General features: G+C 52.8%; 17 protein-coding genes and 1 pseudogene. 5 read left to right on the top strand and 13 right to left on the bottom strand.

Going from position 1 to position 19134, the window contains the following annotated elements; all coding sequences use genetic code 11:
- Positions 1-88: 88 nt before the first annotated feature.
- The 3 genes from glnS (at position 89) to chiQ (ending at position 4206) form a co-directional block, all read left to right on the top strand.
- The gene (gene glnS / locus HV477_RS05455; protein ID WP_079899180.1) at positions 89-1756 is read left to right on the top strand and encodes a glutamine--tRNA ligase; all 1668 of its coding nucleotides are present in this window, start codon (positions 89-91) and stop codon (positions 1754-1756) included.
- Between the two features lie 661 nt (positions 1757-2417).
- Entirely contained in the window at positions 2418-3824 is a 1407-nt protein-coding gene (gene chiP, locus HV477_RS05450) for a chitoporin (protein WP_001258803.1), read from the top strand.
- A gap of 49 nt (positions 3825-3873) precedes the next feature.
- Positions 3874-4206, top strand: coding sequence for a ChiQ/YbfN family lipoprotein (chiQ, locus tag HV477_RS05445; protein WP_000722260.1), 333 nt, complete (start codon positions 3874-3876; stop codon positions 4204-4206).
- Positions 4207-4254: 48 nt separating this feature from the next.
- Here the strand turns inward: chiQ and tcuC are convergent, their stop codons facing one another.
- From tcuC to ybfF, 9 genes and pseudogenes are all read right to left on the bottom strand, one after another.
- Positions 4255-5559, bottom strand: coding sequence for a tricarballylate/proton symporter TcuC (gene tcuC, locus HV477_RS05440; RefSeq protein ID WP_000057014.1), 1305 nt, complete (start codon positions 5557-5559; stop codon positions 4255-4257).
- Positions 5560-5609: 50 nt separating this feature from the next.
- Positions 5610-6749: a tricarballylate utilization protein TcuB gene (gene tcuB / locus HV477_RS05435; RefSeq protein WP_017465563.1), complete on the bottom strand. Its 1140-nt coding sequence runs from the start codon at positions 6747-6749 to the stop codon at positions 5610-5612.
- Positions 6736-8139, bottom strand: a complete 1404-nt coding sequence (tcuA, locus tag HV477_RS05430) for an FAD-dependent tricarballylate dehydrogenase TcuA (protein ID WP_000228705.1) — start codon at positions 8137-8139, stop codon at positions 6736-6738. Before tcuA ends, tcuB begins: the two co-directional genes overlap by 14 nt.
- A 97-nt stretch (positions 8140-8236) precedes the next feature.
- Complete coding sequence (gene tcuR / locus HV477_RS05425; protein ID WP_000423371.1) at positions 8237-9163, bottom strand: tricarballylate utilization LysR family transcriptional regulator TcuR; 927 nt, start codon at positions 9161-9163, stop codon at positions 8237-8239.
- Between the two features lie 114 nt (positions 9164-9277).
- A complete protein-coding gene (gene fur, locus HV477_RS05420) occupies positions 9278-9730 on the bottom strand; it encodes a ferric iron uptake transcriptional regulator (protein ID WP_000131699.1) in 453 nt (150 codons plus the stop codon).
- A pseudogene (locus HV477_RS28200) lies at positions 9723-9808 on the bottom strand (ryhB-regulated fur leader peptide). The gene fur and the pseudogene HV477_RS28200 overlap by 8 nt, the downstream one beginning before the upstream one ends.
- A 203-nt stretch (positions 9809-10011) precedes the next feature.
- Complete coding sequence (gene fldA, locus HV477_RS05415) at positions 10012-10542, bottom strand: flavodoxin FldA (protein ID WP_001018620.1); 531 nt, start codon at positions 10540-10542, stop codon at positions 10012-10014.
- A gap of 150 nt (positions 10543-10692) precedes the next feature.
- The gene (ybfE, locus tag HV477_RS05410) at positions 10693-10986 is read right to left on the bottom strand and encodes a LexA regulated protein (protein ID WP_001040939.1); all 294 of its coding nucleotides are present in this window, start codon (positions 10984-10986) and stop codon (positions 10693-10695) included.
- 133 nt (positions 10987-11119) lie between these two features.
- Positions 11120-11890, bottom strand: a complete 771-nt coding sequence (gene ybfF / locus HV477_RS05405) for an esterase (protein ID WP_000773245.1) — start codon at positions 11888-11890, stop codon at positions 11120-11122.
- A 184-nt stretch (positions 11891-12074) separates the two neighbouring features.
- Here ybfF and seqA point away from each other — a divergent pair, with 184 nt between their 5' ends.
- Both seqA and pgm read left to right on the top strand, forming a co-directional pair.
- Positions 12075-12617 (top strand): replication initiation negative regulator SeqA, encoded by a 543-nt coding sequence (seqA, locus tag HV477_RS05400; RefSeq protein WP_000848395.1) that lies wholly within the window; start codon positions 12075-12077, stop codon positions 12615-12617.
- A gap of 24 nt (positions 12618-12641) precedes the next feature.
- Positions 12642-14282 (top strand): phosphoglucomutase (alpha-D-glucose-1,6-bisphosphate-dependent), encoded by a 1641-nt coding sequence (gene pgm, locus HV477_RS05395; RefSeq protein WP_000974387.1) that lies wholly within the window; start codon positions 12642-12644, stop codon positions 14280-14282.
- A 129-nt stretch (positions 14283-14411) separates the two neighbouring features.
- Here the strand turns inward: pgm and HV477_RS05390 are convergent, their stop codons facing one another.
- From HV477_RS05390 to speFL, 4 genes are all read right to left on the bottom strand, one after another.
- A complete protein-coding gene (locus tag HV477_RS05390; protein WP_000070053.1) occupies positions 14412-14897 on the bottom strand; it encodes a pyridoxamine 5'-phosphate oxidase family protein in 486 nt (161 codons plus the stop codon).
- Positions 14898-14961: 64 nt separating this feature from the next.
- On the bottom strand, positions 14962-16281 hold the full coding sequence (potE, locus tag HV477_RS05385) for a putrescine-ornithine antiporter (protein ID WP_000042658.1): 1320 nt from the start codon (positions 16279-16281) through the stop codon (positions 14962-14964).
- Positions 16278-18476, bottom strand: coding sequence for an ornithine decarboxylase SpeF (gene speF / locus HV477_RS05380; protein ID WP_001292402.1), 2199 nt, complete (start codon positions 18474-18476; stop codon positions 16278-16280). The genes potE and speF overlap by 4 nt, the downstream gene beginning before the upstream one ends.
- Positions 18477-18855: 379 nt before the next feature.
- Positions 18856-18960 (bottom strand): leader peptide SpeFL, encoded by a 105-nt coding sequence (speFL, locus tag HV477_RS05375; protein ID WP_015632840.1) that lies wholly within the window; start codon positions 18958-18960, stop codon positions 18856-18858.
- Positions 18961-19134 lie beyond the last annotated feature (174 nt).

Below are 19134 nucleotides of genomic sequence, written 5' to 3'. Positions count from 1 at the left end.
CACTTTTTAAGTAACTAAAGGTTGTCAGTCTGTCCGGCTTATAAGATCATATGCCGTTATACGTTGTTTACGCTTTGAGGAATCCACGATGAGTGAGGCTGAAGCCCGCCCGACTAACTTTATTCGTCAGATTATTGATGAAGATCTGGCGAGTGGTAAACATACCACTGTCCATACCCGTTTTCCGCCGGAGCCGAATGGCTATCTGCATATCGGCCACGCGAAATCTATCTGCCTGAACTTTGGCATCGCGCAAGATTATCAGGGCCAGTGCAACCTGCGTTTCGATGACACCAACCCGGTAAAAGAAGATATCGAGTACGTTGATTCGATCAAAAACGACGTCGAGTGGTTAGGCTTTCACTGGTCTGGCGATATTCGCTACTCCTCCGATTACTTTGACCAACTGCACGCCTATGCGGTCGAGCTGATCAATAAAGGCCTGGCCTACGTTGATGAGCTGACGCCGGAGCAGATCCGCGAATACCGCGGTACGCTGACCGCGCCGGGTAAAAACAGCCCGTTCCGCGATCGCAGCGTCGAAGAGAACCTCGCGCTATTTGAAAAAATGCGTACCGGCGGTTTTGAAGAGGGTAAAGCCTGTCTGCGCGCTAAAATCGACATGGCGTCGCCGTTTATCGTGATGCGCGATCCGGTGCTGTATCGCATTAAATTCGCCGAGCATCATCAGACCGGCACGAAGTGGTGCATCTATCCGATGTACGACTTTACTCACTGCATCAGCGATGCGCTGGAAGGCATTACTCATTCTCTGTGTACGCTGGAGTTCCAGGACAACCGTCGTCTGTACGACTGGGTGCTGGACAACATCACCATTCCGGTTCACCCGCGGCAGTACGAATTCTCGCGCCTGAATCTGGAATACACCGTGATGTCCAAGCGTAAGCTGAACCTGCTGGTGACCGACAAACACGTCGAAGGTTGGGACGATCCGCGTATGCCGACTATTTCCGGTCTGCGCCGTCGCGGCTATACCGCGGCTTCTATTCGTGAGTTCTGCAAACGCATCGGCGTCACCAAGCAGGACAACACCATTGAGATGGCGTCGCTGGAATCCTGCATTCGCGAAGATCTGAACGAAAACGCGCCGCGCGCGATGGCGGTAATCGATCCGGTAAAACTGGTTATCGAAAACTACCCGCAGGGCGAGAGCGAAATGGTTACCATGCCTAACCATCCGAATAAACCGGAGATGGGCAGCCGTGAAGTGCCGTTTAGCGGTGAGATCTGGATCGATCGCGCAGATTTCCGCGAAGAAGCGAACAAGCAGTACAAGCGTCTGGTGATGGGCAAAGAAGTGCGTCTGCGTAATGCCTACGTCATTAAAGCGGAGCGCGTAGAGAAGGATGCCGAAGGGAATATCACCACCATCTTCTGTACCTATGATGCCGATACGCTGAGTAAAGATCCGGCTGACGGGCGTAAAGTGAAAGGCGTAATCCACTGGGTTAGCGCAGCACATGCGCTGCCGATTGAAATTCGTCTCTACGACCGTCTGTTCAGCGTGCCGAATCCGGGCGCCGCGGAGGACTTCCTGTCTGTTATCAACCCCGAATCATTAGTGATTAAGCTGGGGTATGGCGAGCCGTCGCTGAAAGCGGCGGTAGCAGGGAAAGCTTTCCAGTTTGAACGTGAAGGTTACTTCTGCCTTGACAGCCGCTATGCAACGGCCGATAAGCTGGTCTTTAACCGCACCGTGGGCCTGCGTGATACCTGGGCGAAAGCGGGCGAATAAGCACTGCGCCAACAGGCGAATGCTGTAAAAAATACCTTGTCAACGCCGCGTTTTGCGGCGTTTTTTCTCTGCATTTCCAAGAGCCTATCCCATTAGGGCTATTTTACTTGCCATTTTGGACTTGGGCAGTGCTCGCCAAAACGCGTTAGCGTTTTGAACGCCGCTAGCGGCGGCCCGAAGGGCGAGCGTAGCGAGTCAAACCTCACGTACTACGTGTACGCTCCGGTTTTTGCGCGCTGTCCGTGTCCAAACTGGCTGCGCCAATAACGCCTGGTGGGATAGGCTCTAAGTCGATTCTCTTTTTTGCGAGGCGAATTAATTATTCTCTGAAAATTATTGATCTGATAAATGATTATTAATCTAAATGTTATAAGCGTCAGGTCAACAGGAGACAATTATTTTCATGCCTATGGAAAACAAGTCAATTTTCTTTCTGGCGGTCTGCTTCCCCCACCAGCAGTCGAATGTAACAGAAAGCAATTAAATATGTGCGGTTGCTCATATTATTACATACTGGTTACAGAAAGAGATTGATAATTCGCATCGCGAAAAATAGTCTATTTAACGTAGTAAATGAGGTTTCTCAGCGCTACTTTTTATTTTTATTTTTTCGCTGTTCGCTTTTGTCGGCAGCAATTTATACGTCAAAGAGGATTAACTTATGCGTACGTTTAGTGGCAAACGTAGTACGCTGGCTCTGGCTATCGCCGGTATCACAGCAATGTCGGGGTGGATCGTTGTTCCGCAGGCGCAAGCCTCCGGCTTTTTCGACGACTCCACGTTAACGGGCGGCATCTATTATTGGCAGCGTGAACGCGATCGCAAAGATGTGACCGACGGCGACAAATATAAAACTAACCTTTCTCATGCGACCTGGAACGCTAACCTGGATTTTCAGTCTGGTTACGCTGCGGATATGTTCGGTCTGGATATCGCGGCGTTTACCGCGATTGAAATGGCAGAAAACGGCGACAGCGGTCATCCAAACGAAATTGCCTTCTCGAAAAAGAATAAAGGCTACGACGAAGACTATTCCGGCGATAAGAGCGGTATCAGTCTTTATAAAGCCGCAGCGAAATTTAAATATGGCCCGGTCTGGGCGCGCGCCGGTTATATTCAGCCTACCGGTCAGACGCTGTTAGCGCCGCACTGGAGTTTTATGCCGGGTACCTATCAGGGTGCGGAAGCTGGCGCCAGTTTTGACTATGGCGATGCGGGCGCGTTAAGTTTTTCCTACATGTGGACTAACGAATATAAAGCGCCGTGGCATACCGAAATGGATAAGTTTTATCAGGCGGATAAAAAAACCAATGTAGATTATCTCCACTCCATCGGCGCGAAGTACGACTTCAAAAATGATCTGGTGCTGGAAGCGGCGTTTGGTCAGTCCGAAGGCTATGTCGATCAATATTTCGCGAAGGCCAGCTATAAATTTGATTTAGGCGGCAATCCGTTCACCACCAGTTACCAGTTCTACGGCGCGCGCGACAAAGTAGACGATCGCAGCGTGAATGATATTTACGACGGTACGGCCTGGCTGCAGGCGTTGACCTTCGGCTACAAAGTCGCGGAAGTGGTTGACCTGCGTCTGGAAGGCACCTGGGTGAAAGCGGACGGTCAGCAGGGCTATTTTCTGCAACGTATGACGCCAACCTACGCCTCTTCAAACGGTCGTCTGGATATCTGGTGGGATAACCGCTCCGACTTTAACGCTAACGGTGAAAAGGCGGTTTTCTTCGGCGCGATGTATGACCTGAAAAACTGGAATCTGCCGGGCTGGGCTGTGGGCGCGTCTTACGTTTACGCCTGGGATGCTAAACCGGCAACCTGGCAAAGTAACCCGGATGCTTACTACGACAAAAACCGCACTATCGAAGAGTCCTCATACAGTCTGGATGCGGTCTATACCCTGCAGGAGGGGCGTGCCAAAGGCACCATGTTCAAACTGCACTTCACCGAATATGACAACCACTCCAATATTCCAAGCTGGGGCGGTGGTTACGGCAACATCTTCCAGGATGAACGTGACGTGAAATTTATCGTTATTGCGCCATTCACTATTTTCTGATGTCAGATGCGGCAGGCTGCCGGTCTGCCGCGCTGTTGAGGAACGACCTATGAAAAAAATTTTACTCATCGCCAGCATGACCGCCGGTTTGACGGCCTGCGCGTCATCACCCGCGCCGGAAGAAGATAGCCGGCTGAAAGAGGCGTACAGCGCCTGTATCAATACAGCACAGGGCTCGCCTGAGAAGATAGAGGCCTGCCAAAGCGTACTGAATGTCCTTAAAAAAGAGCGCAAACATCAGCAATTTGCTAACGAAGAAAGTGTGCGGGTACTGGACTATCAGCAGTGCATTCAGGCGACGCGCACGGGTAACGATCAGGCGGTCAAGGCTGACTGCGATAAGGTCTGGCAGGAAATTCGCAGTCATAATAACGTGCAATAAAACCCTGCCTTGCCACCCACGGGCGAATGTTTTCCGCCCGTGGTTTTTTCAGGCTTTATTTTCTGCCGCGATATAGCCGCGACTCAGACGTACAAACAGCATCGCCGTCGCGGCAAGTCCACATAATGCCGCGCACATCAGCCACCAGCCGGGCGAGCTTTTGTCGCCGGTTAACTTTACCAGCGCGGTAGAGATGGCCGGCGTCAGGCCGCCAAAAATCGCCGTCGCCAGGCTAAAGGCCAGCGAGAAACCAACGGTACGCACATAGACTGGCATCACTTCGGTTAACGCCGCGACCATTGCGCCGTTATACATGCCAAAAAAGAAAGAGAACCACAGCAGTACCAGCGTCATGCGGGTAAAGTCGGGCGCGGCGGTCAGCCACTGCATGACGGGCCAGGTGGTGATCAGCGCCAGCAACGTAATGCCCATTAACACGGCGCGACGGCCAATCCGGTCGGAAATCGCGCCGCCAATGGGTAACCAGATAAAATTGGACACCCCCACCAACATGGTGACGATCAAACTGTCCCGCGCGCTGAGATTAAGCACGGTTCTGCCATAGGTCGGCGTATAAACGGTGATAAAATAAAACGTTGTGGTGGTCATCGCCACCAGCAGCGTTCCGGCCGTAATAATACGCCAGTTTTTGGCGATAGTTGCAAAAATTTCCCTGGTGTCGGGGCGATGCTTGCGTTGTAAAAACGCCTCTGTTTCTTGTAATGAACGACGTAAAACAAAAATCAGCGGAATGATCATACAGCCGATAAAGAACGGAATTCGCCAGCCCCACTCCGATATCGCGTCGTGTCCCAGCGTGATATTCAGGCTATAACCAATCAACGCGGCGACAACGATCGCGACCTGCTGACTGGCGGATTGCCAGCTGGTATAAAACCCTTTATTGCCTGGCGTTGCGATTTCGGACAGATAGACCGAGACGCCGCCTAACTCAACGCCCGCAGAAAATCCTTGTAATAACCGGCCCAACAGCACCAACGCAGGCGCTGCCAGGCCGATCGTTTGGTAGCCGGGGACGAGGGCGATGAGCAACGTACCGCAGCCCATAATCGCCAGCGTCACCATCAGCCCTTTACGACGTCCGATTCTGTCAATATAGGCGCCAAGCACAATCGCGCCGACGGGGCGCATTAAAAAACCGGAGCCAAAGACGGCAAAGGTCAACATTAATGAGGCAAATTCGCTTTCCGCCGGAAAAAACGTTCTGGCGATATAGGTGGCGTAAAATCCGAACAAGAAAAAATCAAACTGTTCAAGAAAATTGCCGCTTGTCACGCGCAGTATTGCGCCGAACGTGCCGGCGCGCGATGTTGCAGGTGTGTGTTGTGCCATAGGGTTTGCTCTCCACTGTCTTTATTGTTTTATGGGTAAGATGTTGCGGGTCAGTTGCCTGTATCCCCCGCATGTTTTCCGCGTCGCTTCTCAACTGCCCATTTGAGTAAGGCCGCGCAGCGGAAAAATCCGTGGGCGAATTTTCCGTAGGGAAGGGTGAGAAAGAGCGCCATCACCACGCCTAAATGGAGCGCCAGCAGTATGCCCATTCCGCTGGTGTCTCTGCCTGCCAGCAGCGCCAGCCCGGTAAGACTGGTTAAGAACAGCAGCAGAATAAAGCCGCGATCCATGGGTTTCTGGCGCACATCGCCATGTAACGGCGACCGCCGCAGATTGAGCCACAGTAGCCCGGCCGGGCCGATAAGCAGACCGATACCGCCCAGCGTGCCGAGCATGACCGGCAGGCTAAAGAACGGGTAGGGCGCTTCCCAACCGGCGACGTAGTGATAGCCCGTCGCCACGACCGTGGCGGCAAAACAGAGCATAAAACCGTAGAAGGTAAAGTGATGAAAGCGACGGCGCAGCAGCGTGAACGCATCGTCCGCTTCGTTACAGCCTTTGCCGTGACCGCCGTCGAGATATTTCAGCGTTAACGCATTGTGCGACGCTTCCGCAATCTCCGCCGAACGCGGTACACCCGGCGAGATCTCACGCCAGAAGCGGATTACGCCCGCCATAAGCAAACCGATTGCCAGCACAAAAACTGAGCCAAACATCCATGCCAGCAGGCTATGCGGAAAAATTTGATAGAAGTCACCGGCCAGCGGCGGATGAATCAGCGACCCTTTCAGCGCCATCGTCAGTAATAAAAAGAGCGTCAGACCGACTATCAGCGCCAGCGCGACGGTGATCCCCGCCCGACGGTATAACGCGCCAAAAGCGGCGGGCTGGGCATACTGTTGATACGTCTCCAGGCGGGCTTGCGCCATCGCTTTCGGCACGTTAATGGCAAATTCATGGGGCGGCGCGTACTGGCACGCGTGCAGGCAGGCGCCGCAGTTATGACATAAATTCGCCAGATAATGAATATCGGCTTTACCGAATTCGAGCCGCTGGGTCATCGCCGGAAATACCGCGCAAAAACCTTCGCAGTAGCGACACGCGTTACACACTTGCATGACGCGTTCGACCTCGGCTTCCGGTTCGGTAAGCACGGTGGCCTCAATGATTAATTTTTCAAGCTGTTTCATGCTGCGCCTCCTTGTGCGCCGCGCGGGCGGCTTCTATTCCCGCAATGCGGCCAAAGGTTGTGCCGATAGACATGCCTACGCCTGCGGTATACCCCTTGCCCAGAACATTTCCTGCCATCATCTCGCCGGCAACAAACAGGTTGCGGCTTGGATGACCGGCAAAATGCACCGCGGCACGTTCATTGACTTTCAGGCCCAGGTAGGTAAACGTGATGCCGGGTCGCAGCGCATAACCGTAGTAGGGCGGCGCATCAAGCGGGCGCGCCCAGTGGGTTTTCGCCGGCGTCAGGTTTTTAGTGGCGCAGTCATCAAGCAAGGTATGATCAAAATGACCGGGCTGGCAGGCCTGGTTATACTGCGTGACGGTATGGGTAAATTTTTCCGCGTCCAGCCCCAACTGGCAGGCCAGCTCAGCCAGCGTATTGGCCTGCGCGCCAGGAAAAACCGGCGGCATAAAGTGGCCGATGGCTTTGCTGTCAATAATCGAATAGCCAATTTGTCCTGGCTGTTGAGCCACCAGCCGCCCCCAAATAGCGTAACGCTTCGGCCAGAAATCTTCGCCTTCATCATAAAAACGTTCGGCGTCGCGATTCACGACAATACCCAGCGATACGCAATCCACGCGAGTACAAATACCGCCGTCGTACAGCGGCGCCCTGGCATCAATCGCTACGCAGTGCGACTGGGACGGATCGCCAATGATATCCGCGCCGGCATCCATCATAAATTTGAGTAATACGCCCTGGTTAAAACGCGTGCCGCGAATCAGGAAATTATCCGCGGGCCATTCGCCGCGGGCGTTTTCTCCCCAGGCCTCCCGCAGCCATTCACGGTTTGATTCGAAACCGCCAGCCGCTAATACGCAGGCTTTGGCGGTAATACGTTCGCTACCCGCCAGAGCTGCCACGAATTCGCCGTCATGAAGTTCAAGCGCGTGAACCGGCGTGTTATAGCGAATCTGTACGCCCAGCCGTTCGGCGCTACGGTAATAGGCATTGACGAGCGCTTTTCCGCCGCCCATAAAAAACGCATTGGTGCGCGCAACGTGGAGCGCCCCAGATAGCGGCGGTTGAAAGTTAACGCCATGTTTGCGCATCCAGTCGCGGCATTGCGAAGAGGTGCGAATGACCAGCCGCGCCAGCGCCTCGTTGGTGTTGCCGTCGGTGACTCGCCACAGATCCTGCCAGAATTCCTCTTCAGGATAGCTTTCTACCAGCACATCCTGCGGCGCATCATGCATACAGCGCAGGTTTCGTGTGTGCTGAGAATTTCCGCCGCGCCATTCCCGCGGGGCAGCCTCCAGCAGCAGAACCGATGCGCCCGCTTCCCGTGCGGTCAGGGCGGCGCATAATGCGGCATTGCCTCCGCCTATCACCAGTACATCAACCATCTTATACTCCCGTACCATTTAACTATTTGTTAAATTTGTAATTGAAATGTATACGGATAAATAAGCGGCGCGCTATCAGGTAGCGCTAAACAGGGGTTTAGTAAGCGTAAAGGGTTGCGCCTGGCCATTCACCGGCGTCGACTAACTGACGCATAACTTTGGTAAGGACTACTCTGGCGGCAAGGCCGGCGGGCGTCAGTTCATCATCCGACAGGCTGACTAAAAAATTGGGGCGGCTGAGTACCGGATTATGGACGCCGATCACGCGTAGCGCGTCGTTATCCAGATGAGAAATCGCCGCGCCGGGCTGCAACGTGGCGCCAAGACCGTCGCGCACGGCGCGCATCAACAACGCCAGGCCGTCAATTTCCGCGACGATTTCAACGTTAAGCGCATGTTCCTGGCAGACAGCGTCCAGCCTGCCGCGCAGCCCATGTCCCTGGCTTGGCATAATGAGCGGAATGCCTGCCAGTTGTTCAGGTGTGATCGGGTTATCAGGAAGCGCCGCCAGCAGGGCATGGGAGCCAATCAGAAAAAGCTGTTCTTCAAGGATCGGTCTGGCGCTCCAGCGCAGGATTTTATCTTTTTGAAAGACAACGGCTAAATCAATCTGGCGGGTATTGATCATTCTTTCCAGATTACCGGACAAGCTTTCCACCACATGCAGTCGGACATCGGCATAGTTTTCCTGCATGGCATGGATAAACGGTATACCCAGTATGGAGGCGGTACTGGGGGCCATTCCTACGCTCACATGACCGGAAAGGCGCGCTTCTCTGGCGGCGAGAATCGCGTCGTCGGCATGACGCAGGGCGAGTTGCGCCTGTGAATAAAAGGCCAGCCCGGCGTTGGTTGGCGTTACGCCGCGCGAGGTGCGCTGCAGCAGACGGATAGCAAGCTCGTTTTCCAGACGGGACATCTGTTGACTTAAGGCTGAAACGCCAATATCAAGATCCTGTGCGGCGCTGCCCATACTGCCGGTTTCAATAATACGCACGAAATAGCGTAACTGGCGAAGCTCCATTCCTGCTCTCCTGAGATGCGATAGCGTTTTTTACATTAAATCAACATCAAGCGGCAGGAAAGGGGAGGATATAAAAAAGCCAACCGGGCGGTTGGCTCTTCGAAAGATTTATACTTATTTAGTCGCGTCATCGTGCGCGTGCTCGTCTTCGCGGCAGTCGCCTTCAGCGCAGTGGCCGTAAAGATAGAGGCTGTGATTAGTTAAACGAATACCGTGTTTCGCCGCAATTTCACGCTGGCGCGCTTCAATAGAGTCATCACTAAATTCAATCACTTTTCCGCAGTCAAGGCAGATAAGATGGTCGTGATGATGCTGTTGCGTCAGTTCAAAAACGGATTTACCGCCTTCAAAATTATGGCGGGTCACGATACCGGCATCGTCAAACTGGTTCAGCACACGGTATACGGTTGCCAGACCGATTTCTTCACCCATGTCGATCAGGCGTTTGTATAAATCTTCCGCACTGACGTGATGGTTATCTGGTTCCTGAAGAACTTCCAGAATTTTTAAACGAGGAAGCGTTACTTTCAGGCCAGCCTTCTTTAATGCGGTATTGTTGTCAGTCATGCGGAATCTGTCCTGTTGCTAAACGATTCACTTCATTAGAGAAGTGACAGAAATTGCACTCAAGATAATGCGTATCATTATAGGACTGCCATGCCGAAATGAAAACCGCAAGTCTCTCGCAGATGTTAATAAAACTGTGGTTTTGCCTGCAAATTCTGGCGCCACCTGATTACACCCGGACATTGTACAGGGATGGGTGCGAAAGTTACAAATTTGTAGCAATTATTTTGATTGGTCTTGTCTATTGATGCGGCGCAGATATAACGCTGCGCCGCATAAGATTAGGCGTTGAGGATGTCGTCGAGGTGCAATTCAGCCGAAATTTGCTTAACCCATTTTTCAACACGCTCGGCGGTCAGTTCAGGCTGACGGTCTTCGTCAATCGCCAGACCGACAAAATGATCGTCGTCAGCCAGACCTTTAGAGGCTTCAAAATGATAGCCTGCGGTTGGCCAGTGACCCACAATCGTGGCGCCGCGCGGCTCAATAATGTCGCGAATCGTGCCCAGCGCATCACAGAAGTATTCCGCGTAGTCTTCCTGATCGCCACAGCCAAACAGCGCCACCAGCTTACCGTTAAAGTCAATCTCTTCGAGAGTCGGGAAGAAGTCATCCCAGTCACATTGCGCTTCGCCATAGTACCAGGTTGGGATGCCCAGCAGCAGAATGTCGTACCCTTCCAGGTCTTCTTTACTGCTTTTTGCAATGTCATGCACATCGGCAACGTCTTTACCAAGCTGTTTTTGAATCATTTTTGCGATATTTTCGGTATTACCGGTGTCGCTGCCGAAAAAGATGCCAGTGATTGCCATGAGTAAAATAACCTCTTGAAACTTATTGAAATGGTGGTGGCGAATTGCCCACGGATAAGGGCAATCATAGCAGAACAGGCAGATATGCGGAAACAGCAATCACGCGGGACTGCACGCTCTGCTACACGAAATATGAAACAAAACTTATTTTCAGACTAAACCCTGGCCGCGCAGCGCCATAAGCTGCTTCATTAATATTTCTTCAATGAGCTCGCTGCGGCTAATGTTGCGCGCTTCGGCCAGCTCATTCAGCGCGTCAACCGCTTGTGCGTTGAGTTTTAATTCGACACGCTTGAGGCCACGAACTTTGTCGCGTTTTAACTGGTTGCGCTTGTTGATGCGTAACTGTTCATCGCGCGAAAGCGGATTCGTTTTAGGTCGTCCCGGGCGACGCTCGTGCGCGAACAGATCTAATGTCGTACGGTCCGTTTGTTCTTTGGCCATGATTTTGGTGACTTCGGGGGAAACAATCAGCCAGGCTTATGCCCGGATGGATAGCGCGCCATCATACATCAGCGAGGAAGCGACGCCAACGCCCGCGCGCGTAATCGCGCACAGGCGATGAGTTTTTAATCAGTTAGCGTTTATCGTGCAGATAACGGCGGATGGCGCGCAGAACCGCCTCTGGTTTTTCGGCATGTACCCAGTGGCCCGCGCCGGCGATCACATGCGCGCGCGCCAAAGGGAATTGCGCCAGCAGCGCGTCGCGGTACGCTTCGGTCACGTACGGCGAGTTACCGCCTGGAATAAACAGCGCCGGATGTTCCCAGGGCGGAATGGTTTCCCAGCCGACGATATGCGGATACTGCTCCCATAATACCGGAACATTAAAACGCCATTCGCCTTCAGCCCAGGATTTTAACAGAAACTGGATCACGCCTTCTTCGTTGAGGTGTTGGCGCATAATCCCTGCCGCCTGTTGGCGGGATGTCGCGTCGGATTCGCTGACGGCATTAATGGCCGCGAAAATGCGATCGTGGCGGCGAACGTGATAATCCACGGGGGCGATATCAATCGCGACCAGACGATCGATGCGATCGGGCGCCAGCGCCGTCAGCGCCATTACCGCTTTTCCGCCCATGGAATGACCAATAAACGTCGCTTTTTCAATCTGCTGCGCGTCAAGCGTATCCAGAAGATCCTGGGCCATTGCCGGATAATCCATGACCGGATCGCGCGGCGATAAACCATGATTGCGCATATCGACCTGAATAATGTCGTGATCGGTCACCAGATCCCGCGCCAGTACGCCGAGGTTGTCCAGGCTGCCAAACAGACCATGAACGAGAACGATGGGGGAATTATTGTGCAGGTTTTGTGCAGATTGCGCTCGGATGTTTAATTTCATGGCAAAGTTCTTTTTTTCGCTCTGTCGGGTTAGGGTATTATGTTGACCATTCTGCCACTGGGCTGCAACCTCTAAGGTTTACTCCGAGTTTTTTTGTCAGCCGGGCTTAACGCTATCCGCTGTTGGGATTTGTTCCTATAATCCCAATGACTTGTATTCAGCAAAGACATCGCACTGGATTAAGATGAAAACGATTGAAGTTGATGATGAACTCTATAGCTATATTGCCAGCCACACCAAGCATATCGGCGAGAGCGCATCCGACATTTTACGGCGTATGTTGAAGTTTTCCGCCACGACACAGCCAACGGCTTCAGCGGTGAAGGGGACGCCTGCGGCGCAACCCGTTGCCGAAGCGAAACCGGTTAACCCGGTAAAAGACAAAGTTCGCGCGATGCGTGAGCTGTTGTTGTCTGACGAATATGCCGAGCAGAAAAAAGCGGTCAACCGCTTTATGCTGATTCTGACTACACTCTATTCACTGGATCACCACGCGTTTGCGGAGGCGACGGAGTCGTTGCATGGCCGCACGCGCGTCTATTTTGCGGCGGATGAACAAACGCTGCTGAAAAATGGGAATCAAACTAAACCTAAGCACGTTCCCGGCACGCCGTACTGGGTGATCACCAACACCAACACCGGCCGTAAATGCAGCATGATCGAACACATCATGCAGTCAATGCAATTCCCGGCGGAATTGATTGAAAAGGTTTGCGGAACAATTTAATCCTTGCATTAGAAGGACCAGGCAATGGCAATCCACAACCGCGCAGGACAACCCGCGCAACAGAGTGATTTGATTAACGTCGCCCAACTGACGGCGCAGTATTATGTACTGAAACCGGAGGCAGGGAATGCAGAACATGCCGTGAAATTTGGCACTTCCGGCCATCGCGGTAGCGCAGGTCGTCACAGTTTCAACGAACCGCATATTCTGGCGATCGCCCAGGCGATTGCTGAAGAGCGGGCGAAGAATGGCATTACCGGCCCCTGCTATGTGGGGAAAGACACCCATGCGCTCTCGGAACCGGCCTTCATTTCCGTGCTGGAAGTGCTGGCGGCAAACGGCGTAGACGTTATCGTGCAGGAAAATAATGGCTTCACGCCAACGCCTGCCGTGTCAAATGCTATCCTGGTCCATAACAAAAAAGGCGGCCCGCTGGCTGATGGTATTGTCATTACGCCGTCGCACAACCCGCCGGAAGATGGCGGTATTAAATATAATCCGCCCAATGGCGGCCCGGCGGACACCAACGTCACTAAAGTGGTAGAAGATCGCGCCAATGCGCTGCTGGCGGGCGGCCTGCAAGGCGTTAAGCGCATCTCTCTGGATGCGGCAATGGCCTCGGGCCACGTTAAAGCGGTAGATCTGGTGCAGCCATTTGTCGAAGGGCTGGCGGATATCGTTGATATGGCGGCGATTCAGAAAGCCGGTCTGACGCTGGGTGTCGATCCGCTGGGCGGCTCCGGTATTGAATACTGGAAACGTATCGCTGAGCATTACAAACTTAACCTGACGTTAGTTAACGATCAGGTTGATCAAACCTTCCGCTTTATGCACCTTGATAAAGATGGCGCGATCCGTATGGATTGCTCCTCCGAATGTGCGATGGCGGGTTTGCTGGCGCTGCGTGACAAGTTTGACCTGGCCTTCGCCAACGACCCGGACTACGACCGTCATGGCATCGTGACGCCTGCAGGGCTGATGAACCCGAACCATTATCTGGCGGTCGCCATTAACTATCTGTTCCAGCATCGTCCGCTGTGGGGTAAAGACGTGGCTGTCGGTAAAACGCTGGTCTCTTCCGCGATGATTGACCGCGTGGTGAATGACTTGGGACGCAAGCTGGTAGAAGTGCCGGTTGGCTTCAAATGGTTTGTTGACGGTTTGTTCGACGGCAGCTTTGGTTTCGGCGGGGAAGAGAGCGCGGGCGCTTCGTTCCTGCGTTTCGACGGTACGCCGTGGTCTACCGATAAAGACGGTATCATCATGTGCCTGCTGGCGGCGGAAATCACCGCCGTTACCGGGAAAAACCCGCAAGAGCATTACAATGAACTGGCAGCGCGTTTTGGCGCGCCGAGCTATAACCGTCTGCAGGCGAGCGCGACCTCCGCGCAGAAAGCGGCATTGTCTAAACTGTCTCCGGAAATGGTCAGCGCCAGCACTCTGGCAGGCGACCCGATCACCGCGCGTCTTACCGCAGCGCCGGGTAATGGCGCATCGATTGGCGGCCTGAAGGTAATGACCGACAACGGCTGGTTCGCCGCGCGTCCATCCGGTACGGAAGACGCTTACAAGATCTATTGCGAAAGCTTCCTGGGGGAAGAACATCGCAAGCAGATTGAGAAAGAAGCCGTTGAAATCGTTAGCGAAGTATTGAAAAACGCCTGATGGGCGATATGGAAGAAAAAGGAGCCGTAAGGCTCCTTTTTTATATTAACGTCTCTTTGCCTGATGGTGCTGTGCTTATCAGGCCTGTAAATCGCCTCCAGGCCGGATAAGGCGCTTGTGATATCTGACTTATTCGCTCTGAGTCGCCAGATGTCGGCGGCAGGTGAGGGCGTCGCATTCGATACGCACCACGCAAACCGCTTTCATCATATCTTCCCGATAACTGAAGGTTTTTCCCGGATCGGTCTGGCGCATAATGACGTCCAGGCCGTGGCGCATCTCCTCGCGCGTTTGCAATATCGATGCCAGTCCGGTGGCGAAAACGCTGGTGTAGGCGTAGCTATAATCACAGGGGTCATCGGCACGTAGTAATGCATGGTCGCCGTCCATTTCAATGCATACTGCCGGGTTCTTACGTAACAGACGCATCTTTTTCCCGGTGCGTGCGCCGTGAAAATAAAATATCCAGCGTCCGTTCTGATACTCGTAGCCAAAATTTACGGGGACAACATACGGACAGAGATTGTCGTTAAACCCTATCCGACACACTTCGTGTTTACTGAGAATAGCCAGTATTTCTGCTATATCAGTGACTTCCCGTTCTGGATTACTCATTTCTATTATCTTATTCAAAGAGTGAAAATGCCCGGACTACCGTTACCGCAGCCCGGGCGCGCCATCAGCCGTGTTTATTTTTCAATTCAAAACGCGGTGAGACCAGGCCGTATAACGTCCAGCCGAGGAAGGTCACAATTGAGCCGTACAGCATGGCTTCTTCACCGGAGGAATATAGCGCGTAGAAGCTATACATGGCGCCAACGAAGGCCACGAAGTTAGCGACTTTCGCTTTTGATGACGGCACATTCGCCATTTTCTGAATGATAACCAGCGCGGCCATCGACAGAATATACGGAATAATGTTCGTCACCACCGCCAGGTTAACCAGGACGTTAAACTGACTATTCAGCGACGGGCTAATGGTCATCAGCGACAGGCCAGTCTGAATAATCACAATAATCAGCATCCCCTGTACCGGCGCGTCGACTTTCGTTACACGAGAGAAGACTTTCGGGAAATAGCCTTCGTCAGCGGAGGATTTAAAGACCTGGGCGATAGTGAACTGCCAGCCCAGCAGCGAGCCGCAGCAGGACATTACCATCAGCGCCATGATCACTTTACCTACCGCAGGCGTGAACATCTGTGCAAACGCCAGACCAAACGGCGCCGTGGAGTTCGCCAGATCCATGTTCGGCACAATCCCGGCAATCACGTTAGTCGAAACGATATAGATGACCGCCGCGCCCAGCGTACCGCCCAGTACCGCGATGGGGACGTTCTTTTCCGGATTCTCGACCACGTCTGCGTTGGCGCAGGCGGATTCCAGTCCAAGAAATGCCCACAACGTCATGGCGATGGAAGAACCGACCGCGCTAAAGAACGGAACATGGTGCGGGTTCCATGACGCTACGTACATGCTGGGGCTAAACCAGAACCAGCCAATGATGCACAGGCCGACAACCGGAATGATGACGCCCCAAACGGTAACGCTACTGATCTGTCCGGTAATACGCGCGCCGCCAAAGTTTGCGATGGTACAAACCCACAATACGGCGATAGTCGCCAGACCGATCTGGAGCGGCGTCAGCGCGGCGCCGAACAGTTCGGTGCCATAGCCGACAGCGGAGATGGCGATAGCCACGTTGGCGATCAGCAGCGAGACGCCGTAGGTATAGTTCGCCATAAAGTTGCCGGATTTACCGAAGGCATATTCGGCGTAACCGCCCATGCCGCCGGATTTACGGCTAAACATACCGCATTTCGCAAACGCCCAGGCCAGCGCCATCGAGCCGACGGCGGTGACCAGCCAGGAGATAATGGATATCGTGCCGACTTCAGACAGTTTGGTCGGTAGCATGATGATCCCGGAGCCCATCATGTTGACCATAGTCAGAATTGTGAGCTGCACGACACCCATTTTATTGGATTTAGGTTTACTCATAATTTTTCCTCCTTCAGCAGGGAGCGCTGCGCGTCACGAGGTTTAATGACGTAGCACCAGACCTGCTTACGGCCGTCGTGTTCTTCGATATAAACGCCCTGCAGTTCAGGCGCAAAGCCCGGCAGCAGGTTGATCCCTTCTTCCAGGGCGCTGAAGTAACGCAGGACAGAACCGCCCCAGATTTCACCCGGAACTACACACAGCACTCCCGGCGGGTAAGGCAGAGCGCCTTCAGCCGCGATACGACCTTCCGCTTCCGGCAGGCGAACCAGTTCGACCTCGCCGCGCAGATAGGCATAGTTGGCCTCTTGCGGATTCATACTGACTTTCGGGAAATGCGATTTACGGAACATCTCTTTTTGCAGCTGTTTCACGTTGTGCCGCGCATAGAGATCGTGCATCTCCTGGCAAAGCTGACGCAGGGTATAGCCGGCATAACGCGCTTCATGCTGTTTGTAGATGGACGGTAATACTTCCGCTAACGGCGCATCAGCTTCCAGCAGTTTTTCGAAACGAGCCAGCAGGGCGACAAGCTGTTGTAACTTCGCCATGTCTTCTGCCGGCGTCAGCAGGAACAGAATGGAGTTGAGGTCGCATTTTTCCGGCACAACGCCGTTCTCGCGCAGGAAGTTGGCGAGGATCGTGGCAGGAACGCCAAAGTCTTCATATTCGCCGCTCGCTGCATTAATGCCCGGTGTGGTGAGCAGCAGTTTGCAAGGGTCGACAAAGTACTGATGTTCGGCATAGCCTTCAAACGCATGCCAGTGTTCTCCCGGAACGAAGTGGAAGAAGCGCAGATCGCTGGCGATCTCTGACGTCGGGTATGACTGCCACGGCTTACCATCAATCAGTTCCGGTACGAACGGACGGATGTGATGACAGTTTTCGAGGATCAATTTACGGGCATCGATGCCGTTAACCACGCAATCCATCCACATATTGCGACCGCTGACGCCTTCGTGCATTTTGGCGTTAACGTCCAGCGCGGCGAACAGCGGATAGAACGGGCTGGTGGAGGCGTGCATCATAAAGGCGTTGTTCATGCGCTTATGCGGAACGTAGCGCGATTGCCCTTTGATATGGCTATCTTTTTTATGGATCTGCGAGGTCTGGGAGAAACCGGCTTGTTGTTTATGAACGGACTGCGTCACCAGAATACCCGGATCGTTTTCGTTCAGTTCCAGCAGCAGCGGCGAACAATCGGCCATCATCGGAATAAATTGTTCATAGCCGACCCAGGCGGAGTCAAACAGGATGTAGTCGCACAGATGACCAATTTTATCGACGACCTGACGGGCGTTATAAATGGTACCGTCGTAGGTGCCTAACTGGATGACGGCCAGACGGAATGGACGTGCTTCGCGGGCACGCTGCGGCGCGACTTCGCTAATCAGCTCGCGCAGGTAATCTTCTTCGAAGCAGTGAGCGTCGATCCCGCCGATAAAACCATACGGGTTACGCGCGGTTTCCAGATAAACTGGCGTTGCGCCCGCCTGCAATAATGCGCCGTGGTGGTTAGATTTGTGGTTGTTACGGTCAAACAGTACCAGATCGCCCGGCGTTAACAGCGCGTTGAGTACGACTTTGTTAGAGGAGGAGGTCCCGTTCAGCACAAAGTAGGTCTTATCGGCGTTAAAGACTTTCGCCGCATGTTGCTGCGCAATGCAAGGCGCGCCTTCGTGAATCAGCAGATCGCCCATCGCCACGTCCGCGTTGCATAGGTCGGAGCGGAAGAGCGTTTCGCCAAAGTATTCCACGAACTGATTACCGGCAGGATGACGGCGGAAGAATTCGCCGCCCTGATGTCCCGGGCAGTCAAATGCGCTGTTGCCCTGGTTGACATAATCCACCAGCGCGCGGAAAAACGGCGGACGTAACTGCGTTTCGTAGTGGCTTGCTGCGGTTTCCAACTGGCGACCATAGAAGGCAGTACGGGATTCATTATATTCGAATACACCAGAGATACGCGGCAAATACTCAGGCGGTACGCGTCCTTCGTCATGAGTCGCGACAAACACGGGAATACCGTAACCCGTTGCGTCGATTTCATCGAGTTTTCCGTGTTCAATGTCGTCGATGGATAACACGATGGCAGCCACGTCGATGAAACGACTCTCATCAACATTTACAATATTACGGTGTGTAGAAAAACAATCCGGGCAATGACGGCTAACGGCAATTTTTAATTCTGACATTTTTCATCTCTTTATTTCAGGTAATAGCAGGCCCTCAATTTCTCGCATGAGAAACTGATTCTTCCGGAAAAAATCAAAGCTATCCCGCTGATAAAAAAATCAGTAAATTAGCTTTATTTTAGATGTAATAAATCCCAACCCGTCCGGTTGCAGGAAATTCAGGATTTAAGGAGTTGAGTACTACGATATACAGGCAGAAACCGCGATAACTAAAATTGCGCTGAGTCGGAATTTCTTCTTTCAAACCACATAGTTAGCTGGCTGGGCGTAAAGGAATTACCGTACTGTCGCTTTTAACAATTCGAGTTATTTAGGCAATAGACCTGAATGACATAAGGGTCGGAAAGACCTGTATGCTGAAGTACCCGTAGCAGAAAAACTACCGGGCATTAAAGAAATGAAAGTCGAAACTATTACGGTGGGCAAACATCATAATATGCGTTGTCCGCCTTATATGGGGCATAAAACGATTATTATTTTCCATTTTGAGGTCCTTTCATTGATTTATTGAAAGCATGGATATTTTATCCAGGAAGCGCCAGCAATCTGTGAACCAGATCAACAAAAAACGATCATTTGAAAAATAATTAGTCGGCGATTATGCATATCGTGCTGTGAAATAACGGATTGTTTCTTAAATGTTAATTATATGTTTTTT

This window comes from Salmonella sp. SG203 (assembly GCF_013350575.1).
GTDB classification, from domain to species: Bacteria; Pseudomonadota; Gammaproteobacteria; order Enterobacterales; family Enterobacteriaceae; genus Salmonella; species Salmonella enterica.
Note: the sequence above shows the minus strand (reverse complement) of the source record. Positions and strands in the feature narration are given on the sequence as shown.

What these genes read in the sequence shown, in the direction of transcription:
- chiP (WP_001258803.1), top strand. Translation starts at nt 2,418, where the DNA reads ATGCGTACGTTTAGTGGCAAACGTAGTACGCTGGCTCTGGCTATCGCC.
- tcuC (WP_000057014.1), bottom strand. Translation starts at nt 5,559, where the DNA reads ATGGCACAACACACACCTGCAACATCGCGCGCCGGCACGTTCGGCGCA.
- fur (WP_000131699.1), bottom strand. Translation starts at nt 9,730, where the DNA reads ATGACTGACAACAATACCGCATTAAAGAAGGCTGGCCTGAAAGTAACG.
- tcuB (WP_017465563.1), bottom strand. Translation starts at nt 6,749, where the DNA reads ATGAAACAGCTTGAAAAATTAATCATTGAGGCCACCGTGCTTACCGAA.
- fldA (WP_001018620.1), bottom strand. Translation starts at nt 10,542, where the DNA reads ATGGCAATCACTGGCATCTTTTTCGGCAGCGACACCGGTAATACCGAA.
- ybfF (WP_000773245.1), bottom strand. Translation starts at nt 11,890, where the DNA reads ATGAAATTAAACATCCGAGCGCAATCTGCACAAAACCTGCACAATAAT.
- HV477_RS05390 (WP_000070053.1), bottom strand. Translation starts at nt 14,897, where the DNA reads ATGAGTAATCCAGAACGGGAAGTCACTGATATAGCAGAAATACTGGCT.
- seqA (WP_000848395.1), top strand. Translation starts at nt 12,075, where the DNA reads ATGAAAACGATTGAAGTTGATGATGAACTCTATAGCTATATTGCCAGC.
- pgm (WP_000974387.1), top strand. Translation starts at nt 12,642, where the DNA reads ATGGCAATCCACAACCGCGCAGGACAACCCGCGCAACAGAGTGATTTG.
- tcuA (WP_000228705.1), bottom strand. Translation starts at nt 8,139, where the DNA reads ATGGTTGATGTACTGGTGATAGGCGGAGGCAATGCCGCATTATGCGCC.
- speF (WP_001292402.1), bottom strand. Translation starts at nt 18,476, where the DNA reads ATGTCAGAATTAAAAATTGCCGTTAGCCGTCATTGCCCGGATTGTTTT.
- ybfE (WP_001040939.1), bottom strand. Translation starts at nt 10,986, where the DNA reads ATGGCCAAAGAACAAACGGACCGTACGACATTAGATCTGTTCGCGCAC.
- potE (WP_000042658.1), bottom strand. Translation starts at nt 16,281, where the DNA reads ATGAGTAAACCTAAATCCAATAAAATGGGTGTCGTGCAGCTCACAATT.
- tcuR (WP_000423371.1), bottom strand. Translation starts at nt 9,163, where the DNA reads ATGGAGCTTCGCCAGTTACGCTATTTCGTGCGTATTATTGAAACCGGC.
- speFL (WP_015632840.1), bottom strand. Translation starts at nt 18,960, where the DNA reads ATGGAAAATAATAATCGTTTTATGCCCCATATAAGGCGGACAACGCAT.
- chiQ (WP_000722260.1), top strand. Translation starts at nt 3,874, where the DNA reads ATGAAAAAAATTTTACTCATCGCCAGCATGACCGCCGGTTTGACGGCC.
- glnS (WP_079899180.1), top strand. Translation starts at nt 89, where the DNA reads ATGAGTGAGGCTGAAGCCCGCCCGACTAACTTTATTCGTCAGATTATT.